We start from the raw sequence: 14,267 nt of genomic DNA on the forward strand, positions 1-14,267 counted from the left end.
AACGCTGTTCGCCAAGCGTTTGACACCTATGCAGCGCTGTCGGGAAAGGTTATGGCGTGCGCTTCGGGACGCAAAACACATGAACGCCAACACACTCAGATTTTCCGCCTATTTTGGAGCTTTCTACCTGACCCTCGGGGCGTTCCTGCCCTATTTCCCGGTCTGGCTGGAGGGGCGCGGGATTTCGGCGGAGTGGATCGGCTGGATCGGGGCCGCGGGCTATGCCGGGCGTTTCCTGATTTCACCAATAGCCGCGCGCTGGTCTGACAAGGCGCGCCTGCAACGCCATCCGATCCGGGCCATGGCGCTGACGGCGCTGGTGGCCTTTGCCATGCACCTGCCAACCAGCTCGCCCTGGCCCCTGCTGGTACTGGCGTTTTTTGCCTCGGCCTGTTTCTTTGGCCAGATCCCGCTGGCAGATGCGTTTGCAATGCGGGAATCGCGAGCGGGCAAGATCCCGTTCGGACCTGTGAGAGCCTTTGGTTCCGCGGTGTTTGTCATCGCCAATTTCACCGCTGGCGCCTTGCTGGACCTGACGGGCAGCGAGAGCGTGATCGTGTTTGTCGTCACCGGTGCCGCCTTTGTCGTCGTGTCCGCCTTCACCTTGCCGGACGGCGAGCCGGCTGATGCTGAAGCCGGGCAGAAGATTGACTGGGTGCAGTTTGGTCGCCTTGTGCGCGGCCCGCTGGGCTGGGCGCTGCTGGCATCGGCCTGCATTCAGGGCGGGCACGGATTTTACTACTATTTCTCGACGCTTGCCTGGGAGGCGCAGGGGCATAGCAAGCTCATCATCGGAGCGCTCTGGGCGACCGGAGTGATGATCGAGATCGCTTTTCTTTGGTGGTCCGGCAAGGGTGTGCTTGGGCGCATGTCGCCCGCGCAGCTTCTGGGTGTCGGCGCGCTGGGTTCGCTTCTGCGCTGGGGGCTGACCGCGCTGGGTCCGCCGTTGCCCTTCCTTTTCATGCTGCAGCTATTGCACGCGCTGACCTATGCAGCGACCTATATCGGTTTCCTGCGTTTCGCTGTTGAGGCTATCCCGCAGCGTCATACGGCTACAGTCCAGGCGATCAACTCGGCGCTTTCTGGTGGGGTGGTCATGGCGCTCGCGTCAGTGGCGTCCGGGTACGCCTTTGCTTGGGCCGGTGCCGGGGGCTTCGTCATTATGCTGGTACCAGCCGCAATTGGTCTGGTTGCAGCAATTGCACTTCACCGCGTTTCAGCACTCCCGTCGGGCAAAGAAATCGACTAGGCTGCGATCCCATGAGGGGAAAAGCGTTATCTCAGGTTGATGCTGCCGGGTCCGTCATACGTCAGGACGGCGCTAAGACGGTTGTTGAGCTGCATGGTGACTGGACGGTCGAAACAATCGGCAGCACGGACGCAGATCTGCGCCGTGTTGAAGAGACAACTGCGCCCGGCGATATTGTCATCGACCTGACCCATCTGGGGCGCGTGGATACAGCGGGAGCCTTCATCATCGGACGGGTCACCCGCCGATGTGGAGAGCCCGATGGCGATTTCCATTTCATCGGGGATCACCCGACCGCGCGACGACTGATCGAGGAAGTGCGTGCCCGTACGACGGTTTGTTCCGAAGAGGCGCCACCCACGTTCGGGTTTGGCAAGGCTCTTGCGCGAATTGGTGCTGGTCTGGAAGCCATGGCGAGGGAAATCCTTGATACGCTGGGTTTCCTCGGCCGGACGATGATCACCGGTGTAACCAGCCTGTTCGTGCCCTCGCGCCTGCGATTGACCCCGACGATCTGGGCCATGGAAGAAGTCGGCGTGAACGCGATGCCTATCATCGCTACCTTGTCTTTCTTCATCGGTGCCGTGGTTGCGTACATGGGTGCCAACCTGCTGCAAAGTCTGGGTTTCTCGGTCTTCACGGTCGAGCTTGTCGGTATTGCCGTCCTGCGCGAATTCGGTGTCTTGATCACGGCCATCATGTTGGCGGGCAGGTCTGATTCCGCCTTCACCGCCCAGATCGGTGCGATGAAAATGCAGCAGGAGGTCGACGCCATGCGTGTTCTCGGCCTTGACCCGTTTGAGGTCCTGGTTCTGCCGCGTGTAATCGCCTGTACGCTGATGGCTCCACTGTTGACGTTCGGTGCCATGATCTCCGGTGTTTTTGGCGGCATGCTGGTCGCCTGGAGTGCCCAGGATATCTCGCCCTCACTCTTCATTACCCGTTTTCACGAACAGCTCGACTGGAGCCACTTCCTGGTGGGCATGTCCAAAGCACCCGTCTTCGGCCTTGTCGTCGCGATCATTGGCTGTCGCCAGGGCATGCAGGTCGGAGGTGATGTGGAATCGCTGGGGCGCCGCGTAACTGCGTCCGTGGTTCAGTCGATCTTCGCGGTGATCGTGCTGGAGGCCCTGTTTGCCATGCTCTACCTGGAGCTGGGAATATGACGCAGGACGCTCTCATTTCCGTGCGGGACCTGCGAACCGCCTTTGGACCGCACGTCATCCACGAAAATCTGGATCTGGATATCCGTCGCGGGGAAATCCTGGGACTGGTCGGCGGTTCCGGCACGGGCAAGACCGTACTGCTGAACACGATCCTGGGGCTCAAACAGCCCGATGGCGGGGATGTCTTTTTCGAGGGGCATCGCTATGGCGGCCTGTCGGTCGCTGAGCGCCGCAAGGTCAATTCACGCTGGGGCGTCCTGTTTCAGAACGGCGCTCTGTTCACCTCGCTGACCGTGCGTGAAAACGTCATGGCGCCGCTGCGCGAGCATGTCTCCATGCCACCGGCCCTGATGGAAGAAATCGCCGGCATGAAGATCGGCCTGGCAGGCCTGTCTCCGGAAGCAGCGGATCGTTACCCGTCAGAGCTTTCCGGCGGTATGCGCAAGAGAGCGGCCCTGGCTCGCGCCTTGGCGCTGGATCCGGACATCCTGTTCCTGGACGAGCCGACAGCCGGCCTCGACCCGATCGGCGCGGCGGCGTTTGACAGCCTTATTCTGGAACTTTCACAGGCCCTTGGCCTGACCGTGTTGATGATTACGCACGATCTCGACAGTCTTCACGCCATCTGCGACCGTGTCGCGGTGCTGGCAGACAAGAAAGTCGAAGCCGTTGCGCCAATTGAAGCCTTGATGCGCAATCCGCATCCCTGGATTCAGGAATATTTCCATGGACCGCGCGGCCGAGCCGCACTTGCGGGACAAGGGGGGTAAGAGATGGAAACCAAAGCACATCACATACTCGTCGGCCTGTTTGCCGTGACATTGATCACCGCAGGCATCCTGTTCACCCTGTGGATGGCCAAGGTCACCTCGGAGGAGTTTTCCCAGTACGACATCGTCTTTGACGGGCCGGTGCGAGGGCTTCGCGAGTCTGCCGAGGTGCGTTTCAACGGCATTCAGGTCGGTGAGGTGAAGGAGTTGGGACTGGACGAGCAGAGCCGGGTGATCGCGCGGATCGAGGTTCTTTCGCAGACCCCGGTTCGTGTTGACAGTTTCGCCCAGCTCGAACCCCAGGGCCTGACCGGCCTGTCCTATATACTGATCTCCGGGGGCTCCCCCGAAGCGCCACGCCTGGAAAGCCAGATTGGCCGACCGCCGCCACGCATCTTTGCCCGGCGCGCCCAGCTCGAGGGGCTGGTGGAAGGATCCGAGGACGTTCTTGATGCAGCACAGATCGCGCTTATCCGGCTGTCCGACCTGCTAAGCGAGGAGAATGTGGATGAGGTCGCAGAGACGCTGACTAATCTGCGGGAGATCACCGATCGCCTGTCCGAAGAGGGGGCGCTGATCGAGGACGCCCGGGAAACCCTCGCCCAGATCAATACGGCGGCACAGGACATCTCGGTGGCCGCGCAATCACTGCAGGAATTCTCGGAGACCACGACGACCTTCGTGGCCAATGACCTCACCGCTGCGGTCAACGAGACGACGCTGGCGGCGATGGCCGTAAACCAGGCGGCGGTGGACACCAATACACTGGTGCAATCCGTGACCCCGGCGCTGGAAGACTTTGCTGATAATGGCCTCAATAACATCACCCGTTCGGCGGCCAATCTGCAGCGCCTGACGGAGGCGCTGGAACGCATTTCAGCTGATCTTGAAAACAATCCCGGCGGTTTCATCGCCGGCTCACCGCGTGAGACCGTGGAGATTCCGCAATGAGTGCATCGCGTTCAATCAAACTTCTCCTGGCCGGCCTGACGGCGCTGTCCGCCTCGGCCTGTGTATCGCTTTTGCCTGAGACCGAGCCAGTCGCGGTTTATCGTCTGTCTTCGCCGACGCCGCGCGCCAGCGATAATCCGCCGGGTATCATTGTTGAAATCGAACGCCCGAGCGCTCCGGCTGGACTGTCCGGTGATGAGATCGCCATCGAACGAGTCGAAGGTCATCTTGCCTATCTGTCCGGCGCGGCCTGGATATCTCCGGCGCCAAACGCATTGCAGGGCCTGGTCGTGGATACATTCCACGCGACGGGAAATGGCGTGGACCCGGTCTATCCGACGGATGCCGTGCGCAGCGAGTACGAGCTGAGGATGGACCTGCGTTCCTTCGAGGCGGTTTATGATCAGGGCGAGAATAGCGCCCCACTGATCCGTGTTCGCATCATGGCGCGCCTGGTCGAGGAACGTGGACGTGAAATGGTCGGCTCGCGTGTGTTCACGGTTACTCGGCGCGCCAGCGATAACCGCGTCAGCGCCATCGTGGATGCGTTCAACGCGGCTTCAACCGATCTTGCCGGTGATCTAGCAGAATGGACCGGAACGGCCGTCCGGGCGCGCGGCTAGCGCCCGCCCGAATTTCCGTCATCCTCCTCCGGCATGGAGGAGAGAAGGTCCTTCCAGCGCCAGCCCGGATCCTTGCGCGCAGCGTTGTTCTCGCGTTCCGGGAAGCCGACACTCTTATCTGCCGCGCCCTTCATACCGGTCAGCGGGCGATGCATCTCGTCTTTTGAGGGGGCCTCGTCATTATCGGCACTGGGGGGCGAGTCCTCGACCGTTTCATTGCGCGGACGGCGCGGCAGTGGTGAGGGCACTTCATTGAGGCCCAGTTCGGGCGCGCGGCGGCCGCCCGCAACAGAACCCATGCGCAACATGAAATCACTCAGCAATTCGTAGTTCTGGCGGATGCGTGCCTGGAAGGCGGCATCGATTTCCTGTGCCTCTTCGGCAGCGGTCATAGCTGCTGCATTGAGGCCTTCCAGCCCCCGGCGAAGGGCATCGGCGGCCTCCTGGGCGCGGCGACGAGCCAGTTCCGGCAGCTCGTCGAGGCGTTCGGTCATGCTTTCGACCTGGCGTTCGACCGTCTGGGTCTCGGCGCGAGCAGAAGCCAGAACCGCTTCAAGGCGGCGACGTACGGACTCGGCTGCATCGTCGGCGGCCTGGGAGGCCTTCGAGGTCAGTTTTTCAGCCTCTGCCAGACGCATTTCGAAAGCCTGGTCCGAGCGGTTTGCAGCCTCATAGGCGGCTTCGTTTGCTTGTTGGACCTTGGAGGCCACGGCATCGGCCTGGTCCTCAATGGCTTCGATCGCTGCCTGGGAGATGGACTTTGCTTCCTGGGCGGAGGCCACCAGACGTGCCAGTGCACTTTCGTGTTCACGGGCAGCGTATTCGGATTCCTGGCGGATATTGCTGGCCAGATCCCGCGAGCGTGTCAGCGCGTCCTCAACCGCATCGCGGAAGGCCGAGGCACCGTCCGTGGTCGCGGTGTTGAGGGCTTCCGCACCATCGCGAGCGGTGGTGACCATCGTCTCCAGTTCGGCACGGTGGAAGTCGAGCGCGGCGGCGATCTTTTCCTGCTCCTGGCGCAGGGCTTCGCCCGCATCGTTCAGACGCTTGCGGTGTTTGACATAGGCCGCGTCCAGATTTTCCGCGCGCTCCTTGAGCGTGTCGGACATCTCGCCGAGATTTTCGACGCGCTCGGCGATCTTGGTGGAGACCATCTGGCCGCGGTCGGATATTTTCACGCTGGCATCATTGAGCGTTTCAACGCTGGCCAGGATTTTCTGTTCGGTGTCGTTGGCCTGAGTGGCGGCAAGTTCCGCCGCAGCAGCGACCATCTTGGACTGATCGGAGATCGCAGCGGCTATCAGCGCCGCCTTGTCATCCAGGGATTCTGATACCTCGCTGAGACGCAAACGCTCCTTGCGCAGGCCGCCCAGCAGCGTTTCGGTGCGCATGTGGGCGTCGCCGGCAGACTGTTCCAGCGTCTCGGCGTGGTGGCTGATCACTTCTTCCATGGCCGCGAGCCGGGCGAGGGCGCTGTCCATGGATGAATTGATGCGCTCGACCTCACCGGAAACCGCGGTCGCCAGATTGCGCACCTGACCCTCGGTATAGGCAGCCGGGTCAGCAAGGCGGTGGATGGCTTCTTCCACGCGGTCAGTATTCTGGGAATTGCGGGCAATCTCCCGCGCCATAAGGCCACACATTACAAAGAGCAGGGCGGGTGTGAGTGCGAAGGCCGCAAGGCCCGTCAGCTGGCCAAAGCCGAACTGGGTAAGGTTTTCAAGGCTCTGAATGCCGAGATATCCCCACAAAAAAGCGCCTGCAGCACCAATCCAGAGCAGGCCGAAGGAATTGCCGATCCAGACCAGCCAGGCGCCGGGCGATGCGGTTCCGGCCGGTTTGCGTCGCCGGTTTGCGCGATCCGATTCGTCGCTGATCGCCTGGTCGATGCTGGCCATCAAGGGCGCGTCGGCGGCGTCCGGCAGGACGTCGATATCTGACAAAGTGCTTGTTTTGTTTTTCGTATTTCCGGTCATGGGAGTCTCTTCTTGACCGGGCGCGCGACTTCTTCACGCCAGCCCTGCGTCGGAAAAACCATCGGGTTAATCAATCTATAACAAGCTTACGCGGTCTGGCGCAGCTTAGACACAGATAAACTATGCAAACTCGATATTTGCCCGGGGAAATTGGAGCGAAATTGTTAGGGATCAGCTTTTGTAGACAGTCGTCAGCGCAGCGTTGACGGTCTCGTAGCGGATATCCTCTATGGCGCCGGTATTACAGTCATCGAAGACGTAGGCGATCCGGTCACCCGGAATAAACTCAACGATTTCGCGCGTGTTGCCGATTACCGAGAAGTCCGTACCGCCCTCGGAACATCCGTCCGTTCGCGTCAGCTCGACGCCCATCAGGGACATCGAGAAGATGGCTAACCACTCAATCAGATCTGCAATCCAGGCCATAGGATCCTTAGCTCCCGCACGAATAAGGACGATTGCGTTATGCGCTTGCGCCACAGCCGATACAATTCACAATAGGGGTGATGCCGGTGAAAAATCTGTAAGATTGGGGCAGAATCCGGGCGGAATCACTTTTTGGGGGAATTTGATGCCGACTTCGCCGCGAGCGACACGATTTGAGTGCCTGGACACGCTGCGCGGTCTCGCAGTGCTCGGCATTTTGATGGTGAATATCCAGTTCTTCGCCATGACGTATGTCGCGGCGGACCATCCCTACATTCAGGGAAATTTCGACGCGCCGGCCAACCAGGCAGTCTGGTGGTTTGTGCACACCTTCTTCTCCATGAAGTTCATCACCCTGTTTTCGGCCATGTTCGGGGCTGGCATCGTCCTCATGCTGGGTACGGGAGATGCGGCTCATAAACGTCATTGGCGCCGCATGGGCTGGCTGCTCATGTTCGGCATGATCCACGCCTATGTGTTCTGGTATGGCGATATCCTGGTGCCGTACGCCTTGGCAGGAATGGTGGTCGTCACCGCACGCCGCATGACGCCTTTCGGCCAGATCGGTCTGGGACTCGGCCTGATCGCGTTCACCGGCTTGTTGATGGTGTCGGGTGCCGCTATCCAGGGTCTGCTGGGCGATGATGTTTCCGGTGCCGAGGCCATGGGCTTCACCGCTGAACGTGTCAATGACATCACGGCGCTCTATCAGGCCGGTTTCCTGGATCGTCTGCCTTACAATATGGGCAATGCGGTCATGTTCCAGCTGATCCAGCTGGTTTTCTTCGGTGGCCGTATCGCGGGCGTCATGCTGTTGGGCATGGCCCTGTTCCGTCTGGGTTTCCTCACCCTTGGTTGGTCGCGTGAACGTTATATGCGCTCGGCCTTGATCGCGGTGCCGGTCGGTCTCCTCCTGTGTGGCTGGAGCGCCAGCTACGCGCTTGCCACGGGGTTCGCACCCACATCCGCCTGGATAACGATGCTGTCTCAATATGTGGGCTCTCTGGTGCTGGCCTTCGGCTACGCGGCAGTGGTTATGCTGATCTGCCAGGCCGGCTGGTTACAGCCAGTCACCAATCTTCTGGCGCAGACGGGACGAATGGCCTTTACCAACTATCTCAGCCAGACACTTCTGATGACACTGGTCTTTGTCGGACTGCCGGGGCTGGGCCTGTTCGGTCAGGTCGACCGGGTGGGGCAGTTGATCATTGTGCTGGCGGTATGGGGGCTGCAGCTAGTCTGGTCGCCCTTGTGGCTGGCGCGCTATCGTTATGGCCCTCTTGAATGGGCCTGGCGGTCCATGACCTATGGTCGCCAGCTGCCGCTGTCCCGGTCACAGTGACGTGAACAACATCACCGAATTGACACTCTCCTGCTGACGTTGCTGGCGGTAGGTTTGGATCAGGTGCGGCGACACTTAGTACTAACATCAAGGAGTGTACTATGCGTCGAACGCTTGTCGCCCTGTGCGCAGGATTCGCCCTTTCACCATCCGGCTGGGCTGAAGACCCGCAGACCGAAACCGCCCTCAGGCCACTCGCCGAAACATTTGCCCACGGCTTCTACTCTCGGGATGCCGATTTGGTCCTTTCCGTGGTGCATCCGGAATTGTTGAAAATTGGCGTGTGGAGCAATTTTCGCGGAACCGGTATCGATATCACCGAGGAACTGCCGCCCGGAACGCTGCGTGTTCTTGGCCAAGTCTATAATTATGATAACCGGCTGAGCGTTGAACACTCGACCGTTGGTGTCGACTTTTTCGATTCAACGGCAAATGTCGGCGTGTTTCAGCTGACCGCGGATACGGATTGGTATGATTTCTTCCTGGGGACCCATATTAACGGGCAATGGGTGTTGGTGAACTGCGCCTATGGAGGGCATTCGCAGATCGATAACCCGAACCGTGCCGCCGATATGGCGGACGTGCACGACGTCGTGATGCGCTATGCGGCCGGCTGGGACACCGCTGATTATGATTTGATCGAGAGTGTCATCTATCCAGATGCCGACCGGCGCCATGTGGTTCGCGGCGGCGAGCTGGAATTCCTGCAACATGAAACGCTGGAGATGGTGCAGCAACAACTCCTGTCACGACCGGAACACCGCTCGGCTTCGCAGGCCATGGTGTTTGAAGCGAACCGCCGTACGGCAGCGGCGCGGATTGACGCGCCGGACCGGTCGGAATGGGTGTTTCTTCAGCGCCTCAACGATGAATGGAAGACCGTGAACATGTTCTGGGAAGCTGTTCAGACCTAGTCCGCCACGGCGTCCGGTTGAGCTTCCGGTATTGCATCGGCAAATGCCGCAAGCTCCCGGCACGCCGTGTCCGCTGCCAGCAGGGTTGGAAAGGCCTCGACCTCAACTCCCCATCGCCTGGCGTTGTAGAGCTGGGGCACCAGATAGACTTCGGCCATGCATGGTGCATCTCCGAACAGGTACGCGCTGGAACGCTTATGAGAGGCGACCAGGGCTTCCAGGCCTTCCAGCCCCGTCGTGATCCAGCGATTGGCCCAGGCTTTCATTCCGGCCAGTCCGGAGCCGTCGATTGCAGCTGCCGCCTTGAGGATGCGCAGGTTCTGGACCGGGTGGATGTCACAGCCTATGGCCGCTGCCCAACCCCGGACCAGGGCACGATCAGCGGCATTGCCCGGGAGGAGGGCAGGCTCGGGCCAGGTCTCCTCGATCCACTCCAGCACGGCAGGTGATTGCACCAGACGGTGATTGTCGGCTTCAAGCACCGGCACGAGGCCCTGCGGCTGCATCTTCAGCCACGCTTCGCCGTTCTGTTCGCCATCCTTCAGATTGATCGAGACCTGGTCATAAGCGACGCCCTTCAGGTTGAGCGCAATGCGCAAGCGATAGGCTGCGCTGGATCGCCAGTAGCCATACAGTTTCACGTTCATTGTGCGCGTTCCTTAATCTGAAATCTCAACTTTGGCAGGCCTTCAATCTCGCCCTCAACAATGTCTCCCGGCTGCAAGGCGCCGACGCCTGCTGGGGTTCCGGTGAAGATGAGGTCGCCGGGCAACAGGTCAAAATACTGCCGGAGTGCCGCAACCATATCGTCGGGCGGCAGGATCATGTCTTCGAGCCTGCCGGATTGCCGTTCCTGACCGTTAACCGACAGTTTTATATAACCTTCTCGTGGTCCATTCCCGATCTGGAGGGGGGCGAGAATGGCGGAATTATCGAAACCCTTGCCGATTTCCCAGGGCGCGCCCTTGCTTTTCATCCGGGCCTGCAGGTCCCGCCGCGTCAGATCCACGCCAGCGCCGCAGGCGATGATCTCGCCATCCTTGCCCAGGGCGAGAACCAGCTCGATTTCGTGGTGCAAATCCTCAGTCTGGCCCGGGTAAGCAATTTCAACAGCTTGCGTAGCGGCGCTGCCAGGTTTCATGAAGAAGATAGGTTCCGGCGCCGAGCCCATTTCCGCTGCGTGTGCCGCATAATTGCGGCCGATACAGAAGATGCGCCCGACCGGGAAGCTCCGGTCATCGCCGTTTATCGTGAGCCGGACCGGTGCCGGCAGGTCTGTCAAATCGGTCATGGGGCTCACATAGCCTGCCTGGGGGGTGTCGGTCGAGGAGCGGAAAGGCTTGTCCACAAGCGAAACTGTGTGATTTGTATACGCATGACCCAATCGAATCCCGCGCTTCGTCTGTCCGAATACCTGCCTTATCGCCTGGCCATCACGTCCAACCGGGTTTCCCGAATGGTGGCTCGTGCGTACCGGGCGCGTTTCGGGCTGTCGATCTGGGAGTGGCGGACGCTGGCAATTCTGGGGGAAGGGCGGTCCATTACCGCTCAGGACCTGGCTGACATGGCGGCAATGGACAAGGTCGCTGTCTCACGCGCGGTCAAGAACCTGGTGGATCGTGGACTCGTCGAGCGTGTCGCACATGAGGGCGATGGGCGCTCGCGGCTATTGCACCTGACGGCGGCCGGCAAGGATGTCTACCAGGACGTTGTGCCCATGGCACGGGAGGCCGAGGGGCGATTGTTGGAGCGGCTGAGTGCTGTGGAGCGGGAACAGTTGGCCAGATTGCTCGAAAAGGTACGGGCAAGCGCCCAGGAATTGCTCGATCAATCTGACGGTTGAGCTTCACGGCTGGCGATCCGGCCGGAAGCCATCATGGCGAAGAAGACTGACAGGCTAAAGGCGATAAGGCCCGGCGCGATTGAAACGTCGAGGATGGAATTGCTGCGCGCCGAGAAGACGATCAGCGCGATGATGAAGACATCGCCCATCGACCATTTACCAAACCATTCCAGTCGCCGGATCATCGGACGTGATAACTCCCCGGTCCGCTGATTGAGGCGCCACATCCAGACCAGTTTTGCAGTCGGGAAGATGACGGAGAAGGACCACACCGCGCCGGCAAGCAGGTATTCCTCACCTTCCAGAAGGCTGATGCCCACCCCGATGATCGAGTGTTCGCCGCGCCAGAATGCGAACTGTGTGGTTTCCAGTGAGGGCAGGAAGAGCCCGAGCGGCAAAAGGGCTGTAGAGAGGACCAGCAGCGCTGTGGTCATGCCGTTGGCAGGCTTTTTCGGTCTTGCAGTCATGGTTCCCCCGCTTGCGGGCAGGGCAACACGTGAAAAAGGCAAAATGACGACGCATACATCTCCGAGTTGTTTGGTCGCCTGGTTTCGAGCAAAAAACAACAGGAAGTTGACGCAAGGTTTTAGGAGATAAACAACTTTTCCGCGTGATGTATAGGATATGACTACACAAAAAATTTATGGTTAATACTTGAGGGCCACAATCCCCGGGAAGTTGAGGCGATCAACCTCAATATCCGCAAAAGGGACAATCATGCGCAACATACTCCTCCCCGCGATTGCTGCGCGTGATGTATAGCTTTCGGGCCCAGCAGACCGGCGAGGCGTCGCGGGATGTTCTTGAATCCGTACGCACCGTGACCGAGCGCGCCGAGCGCCTTCACCAGACCGTTGAAAGTTTCCTCACCGAGGTTCGCAAGGCAGGCTGATCTCTCCCCCCTTGATGTCGCCTTGTTGAACGCAAACGCCCGGACCGTCTCCCCCTTTCGATCCGGGCGTTTGTTTGTCTACTGGAAGGCCGGGACGAGGCGCTGCCAGCGGCGGGGCGGATCGTCCTCGCGATCCACTTCCAGCCGTTCGACGATGACGTCGAGACGTTCGGTGTCCAGGCATTCAATGCGCAAGGTGTCGAGATCGCGCGGGGCATCATTGAGACGGTTGCGGAAGTCGAACCGGTCAAGCGCGTTCAGCTCGCCTGGCACCAGTTCTATCACATGGCGATAGCCGAAACGCCCGCGATCAGAGGACAGTTCGATGATGCATTGTTCCAGAACATAACCGCCTTGATTTGAGATCAGGACCCGCCAGCTGGTCGGGTCGAATTCGACCACGGCCTCGATCCGGGCATACGGTCGATACTCGTCCTCACGGGGTTCCGGACAATTCCCCACAAACAATCCAAGGATCAGATGCGTACACTCAAGCATACAAGTCCATCACGCTTCCACGCCCCCACCATTGAAAGGAGACCGGCCAAAACAGGCGGTTATGGGGCAGGTGTGATCACAAATTGCATTCGCGGCATTTTTCGCCTGCGGATAATGACCTGGAAACTGCCGATGTCCCCTCGACTGGCCAGACCTGTTCCCCAACAGGTCCGCGCCATCCGTGACTGCCACAGCTTTCAGGTTTCAAGAAGTGAAATCTGGGTGACGGGCTGATGCCATTCAACCACAGCGGGACGTTCCTAGTAGCGTCCGCGCCGACCCCGGCGATCGATGAAGTGGATCAGGCGCGCCGACCCCCGTTCAACATAGAGAAAGCCTCGACGATCCCGGCACACGCGTTCTGAAATGAGGGCCGGGCGGCCGCGGAAATGCCCGTACCGCTCCTCGCGCCAACAGCGTCGGCCCTGATAGCGGCTGGGTCCATAATAACCTCGGCCATAGCGGCCTCGATCATAATAGCCGTGCCGATGGCGCGGATTGCGGTAACCGTCCCGGTCGCGGTGGTGATCATGGCGACCGCGATAGCCGTGACGACGATCCTGTGGATGGGCCACCTTGGCAGTCGTCAGCTGATTCTGTTTGAGAGCCGGTGCGTCGCCGGGCAGTGCACTTGCATGCGCGGAAGTTCCAGCCAGGCCAAGCCCGGCAGCAGCGATAAGGGCAGCGAGAATGATCTTCATGCTTCGGCTCCTTCTTGCGAGTAAAGCATAATGCATTTTCCCGCCTGACGCGAAGCTGAACGAAAAATTCACCTCGATAAACGTTTCCCGCGTTGGTCGCCGGGGGGTAAGCGGGATGTTAAGAACAGGCCGGATAATCTCGCTGGCATGGTTGCAGAACTCAAATCCGGCGGCTCACCGCTTTTCGATCACGCACATCTGCTTCGTTATACCGGCGAGGATGTCGAGCTTCAGCGCGAGCTGGTCTCATTGATGCTTGACCAGGCGGATCGCTGTGTCGGCATGATGGGTTTGGCGCGTGAGCGTTCGGAGTGGCGTACGGCCGTGCATACGCTCAAGGGATCGTCTCGCGGTGTTGGGGCATTTGCGCTGGGAGATCTGTGCGACGAGGCCGAGGAATTGCCCGCACTGGCCTGGCCGGGAGCGCGTGTGCAGATCGAACAGATGGTCGCTCAGACCCGCTCGGCCTTTGGAGAGCTGGCCGATTAAGTTCGGGTCTTGTCCCAAATGGTGAATTCATAGGCGATTGAGCGTTCCACCAATTCCCGCCAGACGGGCTCGGAGATACGAGTGCTCAGACCGACACGTTCGGATTCGGCCACGACCTTGGAAATCACATCATTGATGCGCCACTCGTCCCGCACCACACCGCGATTGGGTTTGATGCGAGCAGCGGCTTCCATGTATCTGGCCCGCGTGGCGATCAGGGCGACCAGCTCGCGGTCCAGCGCATCCACACCCTCGCGTACCTGCGCCATGTTTTCACAGTCTTCCGGAGCGGTGATATTGAGGTCGGACACGGTTGTCATGCGGTTTGATCCTTGTGATTTGCCCTGCTTTATAGAATGCCTCTGCGACGGGCCCAAGCGACGAGCTGTCACACACCGGTAAAGCGCCCGGCGAAATGCTTTCGATG

General features: G+C 60.0%; 18 protein-coding genes. 10 read left to right on the forward strand and 8 right to left on the reverse strand.

The features are described from left to right. Positions 1-79 precede the first annotated feature (79 nt). Genes JJ889_RS06290 through JJ889_RS06310 form a run of 5 tightly spaced genes read left to right on the forward strand, consistent with a single transcriptional unit; the run spans position 80 to position 4,759 of the window. The gene (locus JJ889_RS06290; RefSeq protein WP_291892670.1) at positions 80-1,249 is read left to right on the forward strand and encodes an MFS transporter; all 1,170 of its coding nucleotides are present in this window, start codon (positions 80-82) and stop codon (positions 1,247-1,249) included. Between the two features lie 11 nt (positions 1,250-1,260). Then, positions 1,261-2,415, forward strand: a complete 1,155-nt coding sequence (locus JJ889_RS06295) for an ABC transporter permease (RefSeq protein ID WP_291892672.1) — start codon at positions 1,261-1,263, stop codon at positions 2,413-2,415. Continuing rightward, positions 2,412-3,185: an ATP-binding cassette domain-containing protein gene (locus JJ889_RS06300; protein WP_291892673.1), complete on the forward strand. Its 774-nt coding sequence runs from the start codon at positions 2,412-2,414 to the stop codon at positions 3,183-3,185. The genes JJ889_RS06295 and JJ889_RS06300 overlap by 4 nt, the downstream gene beginning before the upstream one ends. A 3-nt stretch (positions 3,186-3,188) precedes the next feature. Beyond that, positions 3,189-4,136 carry an MlaD family protein gene (locus tag JJ889_RS06305; RefSeq protein ID WP_291892674.1) on the forward strand — a complete coding sequence of 316 codons (948 nt, stop codon included), beginning with the start codon at positions 3,189-3,191 and terminating at the stop codon, positions 4,134-4,136. Next, complete coding sequence (locus tag JJ889_RS06310) at positions 4,133-4,759, forward strand: ABC-type transport auxiliary lipoprotein family protein (RefSeq protein ID WP_291892676.1); 627 nt, start codon at positions 4,133-4,135, stop codon at positions 4,757-4,759. Before JJ889_RS06305 ends, JJ889_RS06310 begins: the two co-directional genes overlap by 4 nt. Here JJ889_RS06310 and JJ889_RS06315 read toward each other — a convergent pair. Both JJ889_RS06315 and JJ889_RS06320 read right to left on the reverse strand, forming a co-directional pair. After that, entirely contained in the window at positions 4,756-6,735 is a 1,980-nt protein-coding gene (locus JJ889_RS06315; protein ID WP_291892678.1) for a hypothetical protein, read from the reverse strand. The genes JJ889_RS06310 and JJ889_RS06315 overlap by 4 nt on opposite strands. A gap of 171 nt (positions 6,736-6,906) precedes the next feature. Continuing rightward, complete coding sequence (locus JJ889_RS06320; RefSeq protein ID WP_291892680.1) at positions 6,907-7,161, reverse strand: hypothetical protein; 255 nt, start codon at positions 7,159-7,161, stop codon at positions 6,907-6,909. A 145-nt stretch (positions 7,162-7,306) separates the two neighbouring features. On the opposite strand from JJ889_RS06320, the gene JJ889_RS06325 reads away from it, so the two are divergent. Both JJ889_RS06325 and JJ889_RS06330 read left to right on the forward strand, forming a co-directional pair. After that, the gene (locus JJ889_RS06325) at positions 7,307-8,503 is read left to right on the forward strand and encodes a DUF418 domain-containing protein (protein WP_291892682.1); all 1,197 of its coding nucleotides are present in this window, start codon (positions 7,307-7,309) and stop codon (positions 8,501-8,503) included. A 101-nt stretch (positions 8,504-8,604) separates the two neighbouring features. Then, positions 8,605-9,417, forward strand: coding sequence for a nuclear transport factor 2 family protein (locus JJ889_RS06330; protein ID WP_291892683.1), 813 nt, complete (start codon positions 8,605-8,607; stop codon positions 9,415-9,417). On the opposite strand, the gene maiA is transcribed toward JJ889_RS06330, so the two are convergent. Next, complete coding sequence (maiA, locus tag JJ889_RS06335; protein ID WP_291892685.1) at positions 9,414-10,064, reverse strand: maleylacetoacetate isomerase; 651 nt, start codon at positions 10,062-10,064, stop codon at positions 9,414-9,416. The two genes, JJ889_RS06330 and maiA, sit on opposite strands and share 4 nt — an antisense overlap. Then, on the reverse strand, positions 10,061-10,765 hold the full coding sequence (locus tag JJ889_RS06340; RefSeq protein WP_291892686.1) for a fumarylacetoacetate hydrolase family protein: 705 nt from the start codon (positions 10,763-10,765) through the stop codon (positions 10,061-10,063). The genes maiA and JJ889_RS06340 overlap by 4 nt, the downstream gene beginning before the upstream one ends. A gap of 27 nt (positions 10,766-10,792) precedes the next feature. Between JJ889_RS06340 and JJ889_RS06345 the strand changes: the two genes are divergently transcribed. Continuing rightward, on the forward strand, positions 10,793-11,260 hold the full coding sequence (locus tag JJ889_RS06345) for a MarR family transcriptional regulator (protein WP_291892688.1): 468 nt from the start codon (positions 10,793-10,795) through the stop codon (positions 11,258-11,260). Here the strand turns inward: JJ889_RS06345 and JJ889_RS06350 are convergent. Further along, positions 11,245-11,727 (reverse strand): paraquat-inducible protein A, encoded by a 483-nt coding sequence (locus tag JJ889_RS06350; protein ID WP_291892690.1) that lies wholly within the window; start codon positions 11,725-11,727, stop codon positions 11,245-11,247. The two genes, JJ889_RS06345 and JJ889_RS06350, sit on opposite strands and share 16 nt — an antisense overlap. Positions 11,728-12,014: 287 nt before the next feature. Between JJ889_RS06350 and JJ889_RS06355 the strand changes: the two genes are divergently transcribed. Next, entirely contained in the window at positions 12,015-12,152 is a 138-nt protein-coding gene (locus JJ889_RS06355; protein WP_291892692.1) for a hypothetical protein, read from the forward strand. Between the two features lie 78 nt (positions 12,153-12,230). On the opposite strand, the gene JJ889_RS06360 is transcribed toward JJ889_RS06355, so the two are convergent. Both JJ889_RS06360 and JJ889_RS06365 read right to left on the reverse strand, forming a co-directional pair. Further along, a complete protein-coding gene (locus JJ889_RS06360; RefSeq protein ID WP_291892694.1) occupies positions 12,231-12,650 on the reverse strand; it encodes a hypothetical protein in 420 nt (139 codons plus the stop codon). A 260-nt stretch (positions 12,651-12,910) separates the two neighbouring features. Beyond that, positions 12,911-13,351 carry a hypothetical protein gene (locus JJ889_RS06365; RefSeq protein WP_291892696.1) on the reverse strand — a complete coding sequence of 147 codons (441 nt, stop codon included), beginning with the start codon at positions 13,349-13,351 and terminating at the stop codon, positions 12,911-12,913. A 147-nt stretch (positions 13,352-13,498) separates the two neighbouring features. Between JJ889_RS06365 and JJ889_RS06370 the strand changes: the two genes are divergently transcribed. Then, complete coding sequence (locus JJ889_RS06370) at positions 13,499-13,840, forward strand: Hpt domain-containing protein (RefSeq protein ID WP_291892698.1); 342 nt, start codon at positions 13,499-13,501, stop codon at positions 13,838-13,840. Here the strand turns inward: JJ889_RS06370 and JJ889_RS06375 are convergent. Then, entirely contained in the window at positions 13,837-14,160 is a 324-nt protein-coding gene (locus JJ889_RS06375) for a chorismate mutase (protein ID WP_291892700.1), read from the reverse strand. The two genes, JJ889_RS06370 and JJ889_RS06375, sit on opposite strands and share 4 nt — an antisense overlap. Between the last annotated feature and the right edge of the window lie 107 nt (positions 14,161-14,267).

This window comes from Maricaulis sp. (genome assembly GCF_017643475.1).
Classification (GTDB): domain Bacteria; phylum Pseudomonadota; class Alphaproteobacteria; order Caulobacterales; family Maricaulaceae; genus Maricaulis.